Source organism: Acidithiobacillus sp. (assembly GCF_023255755.1).
Taxonomy (GTDB): domain Bacteria; phylum Pseudomonadota; class Gammaproteobacteria; order Acidithiobacillales; family Acidithiobacillaceae; genus Acidithiobacillus.
In genome coordinates, this window is record NZ_JAGDVS010000041.1 from 1 (window position 1) to 16,857 (window position 16,857).

Here is a 16,857-nt window from a genome sequence, read left to right on the forward strand (position 1 = left end):
ATCTGGGTAGTCAGCAATTGAAAGAATTCATAGGTCAATTCTTTAATCAATGGGTCGAGGAATTTCAAAGTACTCAGCGTAACTTGGGGTTGGAGTCGTGATAAAGCCTGCGTTAATAATTAGACACTTAATATTCACAGGTCCCACTCGGACGCCTGCCGCACTGTTTTTTGAAAAAGGGCTGAATGTACTCTATGGAGCATCAGAAACAGGCAAGTCGTTTGCACTTGAGGCAATTGATTACATGCTGGGCGGGAAAGAGCTTCGAGATATACCAGAGCGCGTAGGGTATGACAGAGCCCTTCTGGGGATTGATGTTACGACCGGAGGGAGCTTTACTCTTGTGAGGAGTACAAGCGGCGGGCAGTTTCTGGTATTTGATGGCCTGCATCAAACGCCGCCAGGTGATGAAAGCAAGGGTGTTGTTTTGATATCCAAGCATAATAAGGATAACAAGGAAAATATATCAACTTTTCTGCTAGGCAAAATAGGTCTTCAGGATAGTCGTCTGAAGTCAAATGCGCGCGGAGAAACCAAAAGCCTCAGTTTCAGAAATCTCTGTCATTTGTGCTTAGTTGATGAGCAAGATATACAGAAACAAGGATCGCCTATAGAGGGCGGGCAAGCAACGCAGAAAACAACAGAGTATTCTCTTTTTAAAGTGCTTTTAACAGGAGTCGATGACAAGGCATTGGTATCTACACAGCAGGATCAATCGGTTTCACAATCGAAGGCTGCAAAGATCGAAGTCATTGATGAATTACTTGCCGAGCTGAAGGCGCGACTTGATGAAGAAACGCCAGATGCAAATGAACTAAAAGAACAGTGTGAACGTTTAGAGAAAACGATAATTGACCTTCAAGCAGCTTTAAATACAACAGAAGAGCAATACCAAGAGCTAACTGCCCGGCGAGTTGATCTGAGAAAGCGCCTGTACAACGGCAGTGAGCGACGTGTTGAGATTGATGAATTGAAAGCAAGATTTTTGTTGCTTGATGAGCATTACAGGTCCGACCTTGCTCGCCTTGAGGGAATCAGGGAGGCTGGCTCGCTTGTAAACTCTCTCGATAAGTCCGATTGCCCGTTGTGTGGAGCCTTACCAGAGCACCAACATTCTGATGATGAGTGCGATGGAAATCTATCAACAGTTGTTGCTGCTGCCGATGCGGAGAGCGAGAAGATAGTTCGGTTAAGGTTAGAGCTAGAAAGTACGATACGACAGCTTGATGCAGAAGCCACCAGCTTTGACCGCTTGCTACCGAAAATAAAAGCGGAGATCGCTGGTCTTGAGGATCAGATACGTAATTTAACGCCTAATCTTTCCGAGCATCGATCAGGTTATACAGATTTACTAGACCTCAGAGCTCAGGTTCGAGATGCTTTGAGAGTATGGGAGCATATATCAGAATTGACCATTCGCAAGGAAATGGTGGAGAAGGAAGACATATCAGAAGCTCCTACGGAACAGGCCGCAACTGGTCTGTCTTCTTCTACGACTGATGTGTTTGCCCAGAAGGTGGAGGCAATACTGAAGTCCTGGAATTTCCCGGATTCAGATCGGGTTTTTTTTGATGAGAAAAATCGTGATCTTGTTATTTCGGGGAAAAGACGTGGCGCAAGAGGAAAGGGAATGAGATCGATCACGCATGCTGCGTTTAGTGTCGGACTCCTGGAGTTCTGCAAAGAGAATGAATTGGCTCACCCAGGCTTCCTTGTTTTGGATTCCCCATTACTGGCCTATCGAGAACCAGAGAGTAAGGATGATGACTTGTCTGACACTGACGTCCAAGATAAATTCTATGCTCATTTAGCACAATTTGATGATCGTCAGATTCTTGTCATAGAGAACGTTGATCCGCCAGATGAAATTCGCTCTAGGCCAACAAGTATAATGTTTAGCAAGAGCCTTGAACAAGGGCGTTACGGATTCTTTCCCGTATGATCGGGTGACTCATAATTCGCTTATCGCGATCAGGTGAGACCATTTTCCATGCTCTTGCTTGGGCGCTGCAGGAAACAGTGAGTTTATAGTCGTATCATCATGCATGATGTAAAACAGCGTGCAAAAGTGAGCAGGAATCCGGGGGAAACAGCGTCCAAAATTGACCACCCCTGGTTGTGCCACACTCCGTCGTTTAGGCGGAGGTCATCCTGGAGTGCTTTGCATGGAAACCATCGGCAAGATTCGCCGTCGACATCACGTGGGCGGGGAGAGCATTAGCGCTATCGCCCGTTCTTTAAATCTCTCGCCTTAAACCGACGCATAGTCGAAGGATGACAAGGCATCCATGAGAATGGCGGCGGATCCAACGCCCCACGAAAACGAGGTACATCAACCAATCGTAAGCAATGGGATGGAAAAACAAAACTAAGCCGCCTCACCCTCTGTTGTTGGGTAATTGAGGCGCCATTCAACGTCTTCGGTAAAATCCATCGGCATCACAATTGGCTCTTCATCTTTGTGGACATTATTCCAATGCGTCAAATCAAGAGTCAGTTGAAAAGCATCACCAACCATCTGCTCTCGTCTCTGCTGAAATGACTTATGAGCAATATGTCTTGGTGCTGCATCAATATCCGTCCACAAGGTTAGCTGCTGGCCCCCCTGCCATGTTGTAACAGCCAAATTAACACGATAAGGGCGTCCTGTTGATTCATCGTGACGAACTTCTTCCCTAGCTGCGCTTGAGAATTGCCCAGCTAGGAGTTCTAGAGGAGTTTTGGGGAGAGGCAATTTCCATCCTAGGTTAGCCGCATATTGTGCAACATCATGCATATCAACAGAATCCTTTCCTGTTTCTTCTCTATATTGCTTAATTAGACGTTGCATCTTTTGAGATTTTGTTGTCATGAAATATGCCCTCTTAAAAATTCCCGACAGGAGCGACATTTCCCCATCCGTCAACTACCGCGCTAGGAAAAATAATCTCCCTCATCTTCACTAAATGATTATTAAATCTATCATATCGACCTATTCTATTCCTTAATTGTCCAGCCACCAATCCTGGATGAACTCTCAATGTGGCTGCCAGACCCAAAATATCCCTCTCAGAAAATACCGGGGCCTTCCTTGCTATGAAGCTATCCATTGTTTTTTGGGGAACGCAAAAATCGGCAGCGGCTTGATTTGCTATACGCTCTTCTTCAATGACGCTATCTCCAATTCCTGCTCGTGACCCTTCAAGCTCCGAATCAATCGCAATTACTGATTTACCATGTTCTTGAAGAGCATGCTCTAACTCATGACGCAAAACAAACCAAAAATTATCAATGCGGTCAAAACGCATGGACATTCCAATAACCGGGGATTTTTCATCCAACCAGAAGCACACACCATCAATTTTTGCTGAAGAAAGAGATTCAACGATAACAAATCTAATTCCGCATTCAGCCAAAACTCTAGGAACCTTTCTTGCCTCTTCTGCGGATAAGGTAAGTGGTTTCAATAATTCAATAGCGTGCAGGATTGATGATTTTGAACATTGGCCAACAAACATTTCACTGGAGATTTGCTTTACTCGATAAAGCCATGCTAACTGAGTGGGAGTTGCGCTATCAGAAACAACAGTTCTTTTTGCCGCATGAGGTAGTATCTCAACCTGATCAATAGATTCAACACCAAAAAATTTAGCAATTGAGTGTTCAACACTTGGCATGTCCCTAACGTCTTCTGTTTCAATCCAGCGGCGCTTGATCATTTCGGCCACTGGTAACCCTGAAAAAAGATGTGCGCGCGTGGCTCTCTTGGGATTTGGCCTCGCCACCAATCTCGCTTTAGCAAGATCATATTGTTTTTGCAAGGATAAAAATTTATCCGCTTCAATACCAAATACTTCCTCAAGAGCAATGGCAATTTCTGGTGTAACTGATTTCTTGCCACTAACTAGCTTGCTAATGCCAGTCTCTTCTATGTCTATGACAGCCGCCAACACACGATTGCTCCATCCTCTCTCCATCAAAAGAGCCTTGATGAGCTGACCAGGTATTCTATATTCTTCAGCATTTTCGTCCATAGTTTCGATTGTATGCCAACTTGCACAAAATCGCAAACCGGTCTTGCCCCGAATCCCGCGATTGATGTCGAAGGTTGCTCTCCTGAGTGTCGCGCGATGGGTGTGCTGGGATGGTTTTCCCATGGGATACGTTTTTGCTTGGCGGGTCTTCGGTAGTTGGGTAGTTTCTCGCCCTGTTGCTGGGGTCATGCAGCCACAAATGCGGAGTGCAGGCGCAGATCTACCGCGCCGGGGGCGTTCAATGGGACGGTGGGCGGTACCAAGGAGCGTTCATGGGGCCGGTTCGTGGAGCGTGGCGTAACCGCAGCACCATCTGCCGAAGCAGATTCCAGATTCCGCCCCTCTACCGTCAACTTGCGCACATCTATCCGTTCGATGCCCACGATTCTACCATGAATAAGTCGGATATTTAAGGGCTTTGTTAATAACCGCCCCCACCCTTGCGGGGGGCGATCAGGCTAATGCGGGATTTTTCCAGTTCCGCGACCAGCTACACGCTGCAAGGTAATTTGCAAGCCGACGACACCTGTCCGAGCGATAAGCATCCTGGCGGCAAGGCCAGTAGCGGACCGGAAGACAAAGTCCCTTTCGTCGCTGCGACCTCTTAAGCAAGCCCAATCATAATGCTATACCCATTTTCAAAAGGGCATTTCTCACAGCCGCCTCACAAGGCACTTGTTCATCGCTCGCCGGGGCATGTACGAATGCTTCGGCTCTATCTGAACCCGGACAGGTATTCACCAACTTTTGTACCACCCCTCGAACATAGCGTATATCGTGCAGTATCTTCCTTAGCCATGTAATAAATACTTTTTGGTTAGAAAATGAGCACACTACTCCTTTGAATGACTCCTCTGTATCTATTACCGTTTCTCGACCGTTTTTTTCTGCTTTCTTTTTTCGCGGTCTGCGCTGTATTTCGAGGATGTATATTGGCTTGTCACCGACAACCATCCGTGCGACGAGAACGCCTCGGAGTACTCGGTTACCTAAGTCATGGTAAGGCCAGTTCCTGGTGGTTGTCGGGAGTTCTTCTGCGTTTTCAGCAAGGTCATTTTTATCGAATGCTCGCAAAGAGACGAGTTCTGGTTCATCGTTAGAGCAGAATCCGCCTTCAAAGGTGAACCATTCTACTGTACTAATTATGTCTTTATGCCTTTTTTTAAGATATAGCATTGCGTCCCACATATCCCGTAAAGTGCCATGCGATTCCATGATAGTTCTTGCATAAATGGAAGCATAGCCAACCCCCTTTCCTGTGCCGTGGTGTTCGCCACCTGAAAATCTGCCCGGCGTATCATTATTGCCTGAATGGCCGCCGGATGACTTAGTATGGCTACGCCTTGCATCGACGACGAGTCGTGGACTTCCCATTACGATAAAATCAGGCTCTTCTATTTCGATTGATGCGGAACCATGATCAGGTTCCTCATCGTCCGTCAAATCAAAAATTTCGGGTAATTTCGTGAGTATGCGAGCGGGTGCTCCACGCCATGCGTTTGATGACTCATTGTCAACGATGGTGCCATCAGTTTTATTGGTGTTTTCGCGGTCACGATGAATCGGAACTCCACCTGGGTCGCTGCTGCCCAGTATTTGCAAGCCCAAGAATGTCTGTCCGTGATTGATCCAATGGCCATTCACCTTGATTTTGGCAGGCCCCTGAAACCAAGGTGCTATCTTGATAAATGCGTATGTATTATCTTCGTTGAATGCGGCTTCGACTTGGGCGTAGATGCTTTTTGCAAATCGCTGCGTGTAGGAATCATAGAGAGCGTGCGCAAGGAATACAACATCGCCGTTGCGCATCCTTTTTTTGAGTTTGACGGGCCAATGACCTGGCAGTACTGGTTGATCAAAAGGGGCGAAAAAGTGGTTGACAACGCCATCCCACGGGTAGGTGGCTAGTACACGACGCACATCTTCTGATCGACCATAGATTCTGGTGAGAAACTCAAGGCATGGAATTAAAAGGTTTTTACCGTTTTCCAGCGTAAAATCGATGAGCCAGTTTTTGTCATGGGAGAATCGGAGAGGGTAGTCATTTTGATTTATAGGATTGGCATAGCCATTTTGATGGTTTTGTGACGGCGAAACGATGTGCCAACTACCACCAGAAAAATCGGTAACGAACGATTCTTCTTGCAAAATGATTTCTGATTGGCAGCGTCCATTATTCCAAATGGACCCGATGCGCAAAAGGCCAAGATGGTTTAGGGCGATAGGAAAACGTAAAAATTTACCTGGGGTGTTGCGTTCATCTAATTCGCGGAAGAACACCTCAACCAGTGGTACCGATTGTGCTCGGTGGTTTTTGGAGAGCCCCCCATACCACCAAACCATGAGATCGCGATTGTTCGTCTTGATCAATGAGAGTTCGCGAGCGCGGCCATGTACTTTGCGGCGGGTGATGGGATCCACCATGGATTTGCCCTTTTGTGGAGCAGGTTAGAATAGATGCGCGTTTGTAGCACTAATTGCTGGAATGTAGCAGCAATTGGTGGAAGCCACAACCCCCGCCCACCAGTGCCGCTGAAGAGGCACTATGGTGGGGGCTACGGAACGGGCGTCTACCCCAATGGCGAATATCAAAGCCGCTTCCTTGCAGGCTGTGGATGGCGGCTACTTCCAGTGCCTCGCTGCGGCGCAGAGGGGGCAGTAAACCGGGCAGCCGCGCCGCCAGCATGCTTTTGCCGGTGCCCGGCGGGCCGGACAGGAGCAGGTGATGGCCGCCTACCGCTGCGACAATCAGCGCCCGCTTGGTCGATTCCTGACCGCGTACGTCACGCATATCGGGGTAGGGAATGGCGGATTCCTGGGCCTCCGCATCGGAGATGACCTCGGGCAGGCGATCCGTGCCGCGCAGGTGGGCGACGGCTTCTGCCAGATTCGCGCAGGCAAAGACTGAGGTGCTTTGGGCGAAAGCGGCTTCCTGGGCATTGCCTTGCGGCACCAGAATGGCACGATGGGCTTGTCCCGCTGCCAGTGTGCTGGAGAGCGTGCCCGTCACCGGACGCAGGCTACCGTCCAGCGCGAGTTCGCCAATCATCTCCAGTTTTTCCAGTGCGGTCGCAGGAAGTTGCCCGCTGGCGGCGAGAATACCGATAGCCATGGGCAGATCGAAGCGGCCACCTTCTTTGGGCAGGTCAGCGGGGGCCAGGTTGACGACCATACGCCGCGCCGGGAACTCAAAGCCACTGTTCTGAATGGCCGAGCGCACCCGGTCCCGGGCTTCCTTGACCGCCGTTTCGGCGAGGCCGACGACAGCAAAGGTAGGCAGCCCGGGACCAAGATCGCATTCCACGGTGACGCCCGCCGCCTGCACTCCGGTAAGGGCACGGCTATGGACTATCGCCAGCGGCAACGCTCAGTCCTTGCTGGCGTCTTCGTCTACAGTAGCCTTGGGTGCCAGGGCATCGACGCGATCTTCCAGCACAGCGACCCGCGCGGCGAGGCGGGAGAGCAGTTCCTGCTGCACATCAAATTCATCACGAGTGACGAGATCCAGGCGATCCAGCGCATTGGAGAGCATGGCGCGCGCCTGTTTGTCTACATCTTCCTTGACCGTCCCTAAACGGGCGATGGTGTCGCCAATGGCGGCGGCGATATCGTCAGCAATACGGTGTTGCATCTACAGTCTCCTTAAAGGCCCATGGCCTGACGGATGAGAAAACGTTTGACCGGAGCGATCGCCCCCGTCCCCAGCATCCCCAAGTCGCGCAACCGGGCGAGACCGCGGCTGTGGTTGGAGAAAAGATGACTGAGGGCGCCGCAAGTCAGTACGGTGACGAGATTATCAGGCCGCCGCGCACTTTGATAGCGACGCAGCACGGCGGCTTCTCCCCAGTCCTCATGATGTTGGCGGGCTGCGGTAATGACCTTCATCAGTTGTTCAGCATCACGAAATCCCAGATTCACCCCCAGGCCGGCCAGCGGATGGACGCCATGGGCGGTATCCCCCAGCAACACGCTGCGTTCACCGACGTAACGGCTGCTGTGCAGGCCCGCGAGCGGATAACTGCCGCGTCGTCCGATGTGTTGGAAATGTCCCAGTTGCGGCCCGAAGGCCTGGTACAGTTCGTGGAGAAACCGGGCATCATCCAAGGTCATCAGATGCCGCGCACGGGCATGTTTTGCGCTCCAGACGATGGAGGCGCGGGCTTTACCATCGGCATCGTCGCTCAAGGGCAATACTGCCAACGGGCCGGTGGGGAGGAAGCGCTGATAGGCGACGTGGCGATGGGGTTTTTCAATCCAGACCGTGGCGGTAATGGCATCCTGCCCATAATCTTCCCGGAAAACCGGTGCCTGAATGAGCGTTTTGCGCAAAGACGACTGCCGACCCTCCGCAATAGCCAGCAAAGTGCCGTGAGACTCCGTCCCCGAGGCATCGGCGGCGTACATGGCTTTGCTGTCGGCAAAGGCACTGGTGATTTCCCGTCCGTAATGAATGTGTAGCCCGGCATCTTCCAGCGCAGCGTGCAGGGCTTGTTCCAGGCGACGATTCTCGACAATATGCCCGAGCCGATCTTCTCCACCTTCTTCGGCATCCAGATGAATACTGCCCGAGCCTTCCCCATCCCAGACCCGCATGCGTTCCACGGCACTGCCCAGCAACGGGAGATCGATGCCCAGGCTGGCCAGAAAACGCCCGGACCCGGTGGCGATTAAACTGGCGCGATCAAAGGGATCCGTTGCCGCGCATGCCGCGGCGCTGCGTTTTTCAAATACCGCAACGCGCAACCCCGCCTGTTGGGCTGCCAAGGCGAGGCTAGCACCGACCATGCCGGCGCCGGAAATGATGAGATCGTAGCTGGCGCTAGCCGACATAGGTTCCGCCCACAGCTAAATCCGGGATGGCGCTTTGCGCCGGGAGATGAATGCCAGCCAGCCGCGCCGCGAGTTCCCGCTTCCCCAGCGGTATCTGATCCAGTAGCGCCAGAGCCGCGGCCCGTGCCAGGCGCAGCGGCAGACGCGGGCTGCTGAACAGACGGTTCATCGTCTCGGTAAAGGCGATGGTTTCCAACCGGTCGCGGCGACGGATGCGGGTATAGTCGCTGAGTAGCGATTTACTCCCCGGATCATCACCGCGCTGTGCCGCTTCCCGCAGCAGGGCGCCCAGAGTCAGCACATCCCGCAATCCCAGGTTATAACCTTGACCAGCCAAAGGATGCAGTGTCTGTGCGGCATTGCCCACCAAGGCCAAACGCTGATTGGGCTCGGCCCAGAGCCGCTGGAAAAACAGGGGATAGACACTGCGCGGGCCAGTCCTGGCAAGTGGCGGCAGTTGCGGCGGCCTCTGACGGTTCAGGGCCTCCACAAATTCTGCATCAGAAAGGTCCAGTACACGGCTGGCATCGCCGGGGCGCAGGCTCCAGACAATGGAGAATTGGTTGTTGCCGATAGGCAGGAAGGCCAGCGGTCCGCTCTCCAGAAAATGCTCGAAGGCGATGCCGGGCAGGGGCTGCCGCGGGGTCACCGTGGCGATGATGGCATGGCGGTTATGATCCCAGCCCATGCGTCGCAGACTTGCCAGCCGTGCCAGTTCGCCATGGCCGCCATCGGCAATCACCGTCAGCGCTGTCTCGACCCGCAAATCAGGCCAGTCCAGTTGCACCCGGTCCGGAAACCATTGCAGGGCCTGCAACGGTCCCGGTGATTCCTGCTCAAGGGTGTGACAACGCGCCAGCGGCACGGTCAGAGCATCATTCAGTGTCTCCAGACCAGCGACTTCCCCTAGTCTTTGCTCCGATGCGTTCAGCAGGCTGTGTTCCAGGCGCACCTGCCCGCGGATGCCTTGCTGGGTAATCTGCACGGTCTGAATGGCCGCGGCATCCGCCAGAGGCATGGCTACCCCCAGACGACTGAGCAGGCGACGGCTGCCCAAGGCCAGCGCGACAGTGCGGTCTGTCAGCCGCGGTCGTGCCTGCGCCAGGGGATAAGTATCCAGCATCAGCACCCGCAGCGGGCTGTTCGCCAGTGCGAGAACCAGACTGCGCGCCACTGGACCATTACCCAAAATGGCCAGGTCTGCCGTCATCGTACGCATAATTTCTCCAGCGTGGTCTCCATATCCGGTCATTTAAGACCAAGATGCCCTTTGCAGCAAGTGCTGAATCTGTCAGTCCGGCACGAAGTGCATGTTTACCCCGGAGTTTTGCCACAGTAAAATCAGCAGATGCCTTTTCTTGCTTCTGGCGCCGAAAATGTCGCAGATCTGCCTGTGCATGATCTGATAGACAGCCATTGTCACCTGGATGACGCCGCCTTCGACGATGATCGTGATGCGGTTCTGCGCCGCGCAGAAACGGCGGGTGTCTGCAAAATCATCGTCCCTGCCTATACCCTGAAGTATTGGGACCGGCTCAAGGAAAGCTGTCGTCATCACCCTGGACTTTATCCTGCCTATGGTGTGCATCCCCTCTATCTGGGTGATCGGGATGACCAATGGGAAGCGACCTTGGCTACCCTCCTGACCCAGGCGGTCGCTCTGGGAGAAATCGGGCTCGATGCTGGCGATGGGACTCCTGACGCTGCCGGCCAGCGGGCCGCTTTCACGACTCAACTCGCCATGGCACAGCAATTGGGACTGCCGGTCATTCTCCATGCCCGGCGGAGCCTGGAAGAGGTGATCCTGACGCTACGTCGCTTCCCTGGTTTGCGCGGCGTGCTACACAGCTTCTCCGGTAGCCTCGTACAAGCACAGCGATTGATAGATATGGGATTTTTGTTGGGGCTGGGCGGCGCACTCACCCACCCGCGCGCCCAGCGTCTGCGGGCGACGGCGGCCATACTCCCCGCGGAATCTCTGCTGGTAGAGACGGATGCCCCGTGGCAAACACCGCATGCGCATCCCGGCACCCGCAATGAACCGGCGTATCTCGGCGAAATTATCGCCAGCCTGGCACAGTTGCGGCATACTCCGGCTCAGGAAATCGCGCAGGTCACTGCGCAAAATGCCCTTACCTTATTTCATCTTCAGGACGCGCCATAATGCCTCATCCTTTTGCCCGCACCGAGATTCTCCTGGGTACACCTGCTGTCGCGACCCTGCGTGATCGCCATGTGCTCATTGCGGGCGTCGGTGGAGTCGGAGGCTATGTCGCAGAAAACCTTGCTCGTGCCGGGGTGGGGCATATCACCCTCATTGACCACGATGTGGTCAGTATTTCCAACATCAATCGTCAACTCGTCGCCCTGCATTCCACGCTGGATCAGCCCAAGGTGGCGGTGATGGCCGCACGGATTCGCGACGTTCATCCCGATTGCGTGCTCGAAATCCGTCAGGAGTTCATCAACACGGACAATGCCCAAAGCCTGCTGACGGGCAGCGGTGCTGAAGTGGTTGCGGATTGCATTGATGCCATCGCCTGCAAAGCGATCCTTATCCAGACGGCGCAGACCCTGGGTTTACCCGTCTTTTCCAGCATGGGGGCGGGCAACCGTCTTGACCCCCGCCGGGTTCGCGTCGCCAGGCTCAACCAGACGGAAAAATGCCCGCTGGCCCGTGAGTTACGTGCCCTGCTGCGCAAAAATGGCGCGTCCCTGGACGTGCAGACCGTCTTTTCCGATGAATCCCCGCGCCGGGCAGCCCCTCCCCCGGAAGTATCCACTCCGGGCGGGAGGGCCAAAACGGTCAATGGCACCATTTCCTTTATGCCCGCGCTCTTCGGGGTGTTATTGTCCGGTATTATTCTCCAGCATTTGTTAGCCACTGGCGAAAATCCCAAAAGCGCCTAACTAGAGAATTAACAGAAATCATCTCGTTGTTGACATATAACAATATATTTAAATGGTGATGTTATCATGTGATTTGATAATCAAGGTGTTGAGAGCGGGGGCTCCGATTATGGCAGCAAAATTTATGAGTACGGAGTGGATTCGTCTGGTGGGCAAGCAGTGGGATACGCACCCGGAAATCCAGAAAGATCTGAAAAACTTCAATGCCACTTGGGAGTACTACATTGAAGATCGCCCGGATATCCCGCATGTCATGCTGTTCTGCAAGGCGGGGAAAGTCATCTACACCGGACCTTCTGACGGACGGCGACGCGACTTCATCATGTGGACGAACATGGACCACTGGAAAAAAATTCTGTCCGGGGAGATCAGTGGAAAGTCGGCGTTGATGACCCGACGGCTCAAATTCAAGGGATCCATGATGACGGCCATGAAATACATGACGCCATTTAATATTCACCTCAACATTCTCGGTGAAATACCGGTGGATTTTAATATTTGAGGGTCCTGAAATATGCCATCTTCTGACACAGCAGGGGAGTCCACCCTGAACTTTACAGTGGATCCCAATTATTCCGGAAAAAATCTTCCGGGGTGGTTTTTGATGAACACCTATCTGCAGCGTCACCTCGGGCAGGTGATGCATTTTCAGCACTATGATGGTTTTGATGCCTGTCGTGCAGCGGTTCTCGCCAATCAATACGACCTGGTTTATGCAAACCCCTTTGACTGGGTGCAGTATGTTCAGAAACTGGATTTTGTGCCTATTGCCAAGCCGCGTGACCATTTTGATGAAGTGTACTTATGCAGTTCGGCGGCTGTCCCGATACAGGAGGTTGCGGATTTGCCGACGCGTATCCGCATCGCTTCCGCCCATCCCGCCACGCTGATTCACATGGTAGGCCTGTTTCTGCTGGATAAAGCAGACATAGACCGGGCGCGTCTCGAATTTGTGTTCACCGGCAGTTATCAGGGCGTACTCAAGGCCATACTGCAGGGGCAGGCCGATGTGGGTTTTCTGTTTGACGAAGTGTATGCCGGTGCGAGTGGCCTGACCCGTGATCGGCTGCGCATTATTGATCGTTCCGATGATGCTTTCGCTTTCCATGCTTTTTGTATCGGTCCGCGATTGTTGCCGCAGCAGGAACTGCTTACTCAAGTGCTCTGTCGGATGGATCAAGAAGCGCGTGGACAGGTGTTGTTGCAGGATATCGGTTTTTCCGGCTTTGCGCCGGTGACCGATGACGAAATTGCTTGTCTGACTATGCTTGCCGACGAATACATCAGTGGCCATGAGGCTATTGATCTGCGTGCGACGTCATCTCTGGCCATCGATGATAGCGCCTTCGTGGTCGCCCGCGAGGACCCGGATAGCGGGACAAAGTAGTGTGCCTGTGCTTACAATGCGCGTATGAGCTACCGTGATCTGCGGGCCTTCGTGGCCGACCTCGAAAAACGCGATTTATTGCGCCGATTGAACATGCCTGTCTCGCCTGAGTTGGAGATGACGGAAATTTGCGATCGCACCCTGCGTGCAGCAGGCCCCGCCATTTTGTTCACCCGGCCTGCGGGCTACGACATGCCCGTGCTGGGCAATCTCTTCGGAACGACGGAACGGGTGGCGCTGGGGATGGGTGGCGAATCTCTTGCTGACCTCCGGCAGACCGGTCAATTACTTGCCTATCTCAAGGAACCCGACCCTCCCCGCGGCTTGCGCGACCTCTGGGAAAAATTACCCACCCTGCGTAAGGTGCTCTACATGGCGCCGACCACCCTGAGTCGACCGCCTTGTCAGGAAATCGTCCTGCGCGGAGAGGCGGTCGACCTCGCTGCCCTTCCGGTGCAGACCTGCTGGCCAGAAGATGCGGCACCGCTCATGACCTGGGGCCTGACCATCACCAAGGGGCCGCACAAGCGGCGGGCCAACATGGGTATCTACCGGCAACAGGTCATCGGTCGTAACCGGGTGATCATGCGCTGGCTGGCGCACCGGGGCGGCGCTCAAGACCTGCGAGAGTTTCAGAAAGTACACCCCGGCGCGCCATTCCCCGTTGCCGTAGCCTATGGTGCCGATCCAGCCACCATCCTGGCTGCGGTTATTCCCATCCCCGACACCATTTCTGAGCACCAGTTCGCTGGGCTGCTGCGCGGCGGACGTACTGAACTCGCCAACGCCCTGAGCGTCCCGCTACAGGTGCCCGCGCGTGCGGAGATAGTGCTGGAAGGGCATATTTATCCGGATGACATGGCGGTGGAAGGGCCTTTCGGAGATCACACGGGCTACTACAACGAGACCGAGCGCTTTCCGGTGTTCACCGTAGAGGTGATCAGTCACCGCGAAAACCCCATTTACCACAGCACCTACACCGGCCGTCCACCCGATGAGCCCGCCATACTGGGTGCGGCTCTCAACGAAGTCTTTGTGCCCTTGCTGCAAAAACAGTTCCCGGAAATCGTCGATTTTTATTTGCCGCCGGAGGGTTGTTCTTACCGCCTGGCCGTGGTCAGCATCCGCAAAGGTTATCCCGGGCACGCCAAAAGAATCATGTTCGGTATCTGGGGCTTTTTGCGGCAGTTCATGTACACCAAATTCATCATCGTGGTGGATGAAGACATCAATGTGCGCCGTTGGGAGGACGTGATCTGGGCGATGACTACCCGGATGGATCCGGTGCGCGACATTACCCTCATCGAAAATACGCCCATAGATTATCTCGACTTCGCTTCGCCGGTTGCCGGGCTAGGCGGTAAACTGGGCATGGATGCCACCAACAAATTGCCTGGAGAGACGGCCAGAGAATGGGGTCGGCCCATTCACATGCCTGATGGGCTGCGCAAACGGGTAGATGATCTATTGGCAACGCTGGAGCGGCCACTGTTCTAAACACGCGCTGTGCGGGGTTCCTAAAATACGCATATGGGGTTATTCTCAATCACTGATGATGAACAAGTCGTACTTTAGCGGTACTCTGGACAGAGAAAAGGGCCTAAGCGTTAGCATAAGCCCTTGTTTTTAAATGGAGCGGGTGATGGGAATCGAACCCACGCCATGAGCTTGGGAAGCGTCTGCAAGCCAATTCTCCGCAACTCTCGGCAGCACAATACAACTAATTAAACAACATGTTACGCGCTGGCGCTGTTTCCGGTTATTGCCTGAGAGTGCCCCTTTTTTGCCCCGCAGTGTCCCTCCAGTGTCCCATGGGGCAGTTAGTCAGTGGGTCGTCACGGGACCAGCACCAGCACCCCATGGCGATGCATGAGGCATGGGTTCGGTGACAGAATCAGCCTCTTTAGGGCCTCTAAAAATTCAGAGGCAGGGGCTTGACAGGACCATTCATGGGGTTCTGTTTCGCAAACGTGCAGGAAGGCATCATATCTTCCCTGCGCGTATGGACTCGGAAAACTGGCGTTACGGTGACTCTGGCGCATCCTCGGCGGGTTTCCCGGTCAGAATGAGCGATATTCACGGGCACAAGACTTGCTAATAATAAGCATATTCCGTGCCCGGTGAATTTAATTCATTGCGCCTCGGTCACGGCGCTCACGATGCGCTCATCATGGGGCTGTAACGCCTGCCAGTGCTGAGTATCAGCGTTCACGATGCGGTCACGATGCCAGCCAAAGAAAAACCCCACCAATGGGGCAGGGCAGGTTGGCGATTCTCAGGCTTTCTCAGGTTTTCGCTTGCTCCCCGCTGGCCGTGGTGGTGGCATCGCCAATGCGTACCATTCCTTGCCGGTTTTTCGTCGGTTTTTTTATTGTCTCAATGGTCGTGGTGGTGGCGCTGGGGTCCGGGCTTGCCGCTCTGCCTCAATCTCGGCGGGTGAGCGGGCAAATAGCTTTGACAGGGCTTCAACGTAGCCACGCGGAACGGCTGCCGATTCTTTCCGGCGCTTCATGCTTCACCCCCTAATGATTCCCTTATGACCAGACAGGCGGCGTCCAGCGAGATTTCGGCCAAGCTGCCCGGTGCCGTGAATACTTCCGGCGCGATATGGTGCAGGTCCAGAACAGCACGCCACGGCTTCCGGCTTTGCCTGTAGAACAATGCGGGCTTGCGGCTGAGGTCATCGGCCTGCCGCTGTGCCTGATTCCACCATGACGCAAGGCTGAGGGCTTCGCAGCGTTTGCACTCGATAGCCCAGCCCGGCACGTCCAGAGCATCAGCACCCCCGCCCCGCGTCTGGGTGAGATTGCGCGTCACGGTGACGCCTAACTGCTCGGTCAGCAGGGCGAATAATTCACGCTCGCCCGCAGCGCCTTTTGTCCTCTGCATCTTGCTCATGGGTTCACCTCGATGTACACGCGCCCTATTTCAACCTCATCATCGGTTTCCGCCACCAGTTCGGACGTGTCGCAATCGAACCATATCAGCAGGGATTCACCCCCGCAGGTGGTGATATGGATTTGCTGGACGTGTGCCAGAGTCTTAAAAAATGCTACTGACTGGCGCAGCGCGGTCTGTGGGTTCCATCGTTCGATTGTCATCGTCCGTTCCTCAATTCGTGGGTTGAGCACCTTCTCGGTGCCAATGGAAAGCAAGCGCGGTATCCATCGCCACCAGACGGCGGACCCGCTCCAGTGACTCCGCAGCGGCCTACCCCTTGGGCTGGCTTGATGGTATCGGGCAGGAAGTGCAGGCATGTACCGCAGGACACGCGGGAAGGGGTCATATCTGGCCTGTGCTGCATTTTCTCGGCTGGGGTGATGTCAGTAGTGCTCCGAACGTCTGGCGCTGATTCTGCCGCCAATAGGGCAATGAGCGCGGGCTTAAGCTCTTTGATGTAAGCCACGTCATACGATGCCAACATCATCTGTGGACCAACCTGCAGTTGTCCGCCATCAAGACGAACGTTCAATCCGACCTTACGCATGACCGCCAAGAGGATGCCAGCTTCCGCCATATTAGAAACTGACATAATCATCCCCTTCGTCGTCCGCCTCGGTTTCGGTCTGGTAATCCGTCCGGGAACGAACGAACGAACGGACGGGGGTATTACATACCCCCCCGTTACGTTCCGTTCGCTCTGGTTCCCCCGAACGATTCGTGGGAAGTTCGAAAAACTCCCCATTTCCAGTAAAATGTAGGGAGCCGATTGGAAGG

Annotated in this window: 16 protein-coding genes; 6 read left to right on the forward strand and 10 right to left on the reverse strand. The window is 54.0% G+C overall.

The genetic code is table 11. The features are described from left to right. Nucleotides 1-97 precede the first annotated feature (97 nt). Complete coding sequence (locus Q0C48_RS03130; protein ID WP_291521451.1) at nt 98-1,942, forward strand: AAA family ATPase; 1,845 nt, start codon at nt 98-100, stop codon at nt 1,940-1,942. 426 nt (nt 1,943-2,368) lie between these two features. Here the strand turns inward: Q0C48_RS03130 and Q0C48_RS03135 are convergent, their stop codons facing one another. From Q0C48_RS03135 to Q0C48_RS03170, 8 genes are all read right to left on the reverse strand, one after another. Continuing rightward, on the reverse strand, nt 2,369-2,851 hold the full coding sequence (locus Q0C48_RS03135; protein WP_291521453.1) for a hypothetical protein: 483 nt from the start codon (nt 2,849-2,851) through the stop codon (nt 2,369-2,371). Between the two features lie 13 nt (nt 2,852-2,864). Further along, a complete protein-coding gene (locus Q0C48_RS03140; protein WP_291521455.1) occupies nt 2,865-4,136 on the reverse strand; it encodes a HigA family addiction module antitoxin in 1,272 nt (423 codons plus the stop codon). Between the two features lie 62 nt (nt 4,137-4,198). Next, nucleotides 4,199-4,396 carry a hypothetical protein gene (locus Q0C48_RS03145; RefSeq protein ID WP_291521457.1) on the reverse strand — a complete coding sequence of 66 codons (198 nt, stop codon included), beginning with the start codon at nt 4,394-4,396 and terminating at the stop codon, nt 4,199-4,201. A gap of 235 nt (nt 4,397-4,631) precedes the next feature. Beyond that, entirely contained in the window at nt 4,632-6,437 is a 1,806-nt protein-coding gene (locus Q0C48_RS03150) for a hypothetical protein (protein ID WP_291521459.1), read from the reverse strand. A 49-nt stretch (nt 6,438-6,486) separates the two neighbouring features. After that, nucleotides 6,487-7,377 carry a magnesium chelatase domain-containing protein gene (locus Q0C48_RS03155; RefSeq protein ID WP_291521461.1) on the reverse strand — a complete coding sequence of 297 codons (891 nt, stop codon included), beginning with the start codon at nt 7,375-7,377 and terminating at the stop codon, nt 6,487-6,489. A gap of 3 nt (nt 7,378-7,380) precedes the next feature. Then, nucleotides 7,381-7,644: an accessory factor UbiK family protein gene (locus Q0C48_RS03160; protein ID WP_271779367.1), complete on the reverse strand. Its 264-nt coding sequence runs from the start codon at nt 7,642-7,644 to the stop codon at nt 7,381-7,383. Nucleotides 7,645-7,655: 11 nt separating this feature from the next. After that, complete coding sequence (locus Q0C48_RS03165) at nt 7,656-8,843, reverse strand: FAD-dependent monooxygenase (RefSeq protein ID WP_291521463.1); 1,188 nt, start codon at nt 8,841-8,843, stop codon at nt 7,656-7,658. Further along, nucleotides 8,833-10,062 (reverse strand): FAD-dependent monooxygenase, encoded by a 1,230-nt coding sequence (locus Q0C48_RS03170; protein ID WP_291521465.1) that lies wholly within the window; start codon nt 10,060-10,062, stop codon nt 8,833-8,835. Before Q0C48_RS03170 ends, Q0C48_RS03165 begins: the two co-directional genes overlap by 11 nt. A 129-nt stretch (nt 10,063-10,191) precedes the next feature. Here Q0C48_RS03170 and Q0C48_RS03175 point away from each other — a divergent pair, with 129 nt between their 5' ends. The 5 genes from Q0C48_RS03175 (at nt 10,192) to ubiD (ending at nt 14,637) form a co-directional block, all read left to right on the forward strand. After that, the gene (locus tag Q0C48_RS03175) at nt 10,192-11,007 is read left to right on the forward strand and encodes a TatD family hydrolase (protein WP_291521467.1); all 816 of its coding nucleotides are present in this window, start codon (nt 10,192-10,194) and stop codon (nt 11,005-11,007) included. After that, nucleotides 11,007-11,753, forward strand: a complete 747-nt coding sequence (locus tag Q0C48_RS03180; protein ID WP_291521469.1) for a tRNA threonylcarbamoyladenosine dehydratase — start codon at nt 11,007-11,009, stop codon at nt 11,751-11,753. The genes Q0C48_RS03175 and Q0C48_RS03180 overlap by 1 nt, the downstream gene beginning before the upstream one ends. A gap of 109 nt (nt 11,754-11,862) precedes the next feature. Next, entirely contained in the window at nt 11,863-12,255 is a 393-nt protein-coding gene (locus Q0C48_RS03185; RefSeq protein WP_291521472.1) for an SCP2 sterol-binding domain-containing protein, read from the forward strand. A gap of 12 nt (nt 12,256-12,267) precedes the next feature. Then, entirely contained in the window at nt 12,268-13,140 is an 873-nt protein-coding gene (locus Q0C48_RS03190) for a phosphate/phosphite/phosphonate ABC transporter substrate-binding protein (RefSeq protein WP_291521474.1), read from the forward strand. 24 nt (nt 13,141-13,164) lie between these two features. Beyond that, on the forward strand, nt 13,165-14,637 hold the full coding sequence (gene ubiD, locus Q0C48_RS03195) for a 4-hydroxy-3-polyprenylbenzoate decarboxylase (protein ID WP_291521475.1): 1,473 nt from the start codon (nt 13,165-13,167) through the stop codon (nt 14,635-14,637). A gap of 1,011 nt (nt 14,638-15,648) precedes the next feature. Here the strand turns inward: ubiD and Q0C48_RS03200 are convergent. Both Q0C48_RS03200 and Q0C48_RS03205 read right to left on the reverse strand, forming a co-directional pair. Then, entirely contained in the window at nt 15,649-16,038 is a 390-nt protein-coding gene (locus tag Q0C48_RS03200) for a hypothetical protein (RefSeq protein ID WP_291521477.1), read from the reverse strand. Beyond that, nucleotides 16,035-16,241, reverse strand: a complete 207-nt coding sequence (locus tag Q0C48_RS03205; protein WP_291521479.1) for a hypothetical protein — start codon at nt 16,239-16,241, stop codon at nt 16,035-16,037. Before Q0C48_RS03205 ends, Q0C48_RS03200 begins: the two co-directional genes overlap by 4 nt. Nucleotides 16,242-16,857: the final 616 nt, after the last annotated feature.

Coding starts and splice junctions, on each gene's coding strand:
- Q0C48_RS03135 (WP_291521453.1), bottom strand. CDS start 2,851: ATGACAACAAAATCTCAAAAGATGCAACGTCTAATTAAGCAATATAGA.
- Q0C48_RS03140 (WP_291521455.1), bottom strand. CDS start 4,136: ATGGGAAAACCATCCCAGCACACCCATCGCGCGACACTCAGGAGAGCA.
- Q0C48_RS03150 (WP_291521459.1), bottom strand. CDS start 6,437: ATGGTGGATCCCATCACCCGCCGCAAAGTACATGGCCGCGCTCGCGAA.
- Q0C48_RS03160 (WP_271779367.1), bottom strand. CDS start 7,644: ATGCAACACCGTATTGCTGACGATATCGCCGCCGCCATTGGCGACACC.
- Q0C48_RS03165 (WP_291521463.1), bottom strand. CDS start 8,843: ATGTCGGCTAGCGCCAGCTACGATCTCATCATTTCCGGCGCCGGCATG.
- Q0C48_RS03170 (WP_291521465.1), bottom strand. CDS start 10,062: ATGCGTACGATGACGGCAGACCTGGCCATTTTGGGTAATGGTCCAGTG.
- Q0C48_RS03175 (WP_291521467.1), top strand. CDS start 10,192: ATGCCTTTTCTTGCTTCTGGCGCCGAAAATGTCGCAGATCTGCCTGTG.
- Q0C48_RS03180 (WP_291521469.1), top strand. CDS start 11,007: ATGCCTCATCCTTTTGCCCGCACCGAGATTCTCCTGGGTACACCTGCT.
- Q0C48_RS03185 (WP_291521472.1), top strand. CDS start 11,863: ATGGCAGCAAAATTTATGAGTACGGAGTGGATTCGTCTGGTGGGCAAG.
- Q0C48_RS03190 (WP_291521474.1), top strand. CDS start 12,268: ATGCCATCTTCTGACACAGCAGGGGAGTCCACCCTGAACTTTACAGTG.
- ubiD (WP_291521475.1), top strand. CDS start 13,165: ATGAGCTACCGTGATCTGCGGGCCTTCGTGGCCGACCTCGAAAAACGC.
- Q0C48_RS03200 (WP_291521477.1), bottom strand. CDS start 16,038: ATGAGCAAGATGCAGAGGACAAAAGGCGCTGCGGGCGAGCGTGAATTA.
- Q0C48_RS03205 (WP_291521479.1), bottom strand. CDS start 16,241: ATGACAATCGAACGATGGAACCCACAGACCGCGCTGCGCCAGTCAGTA.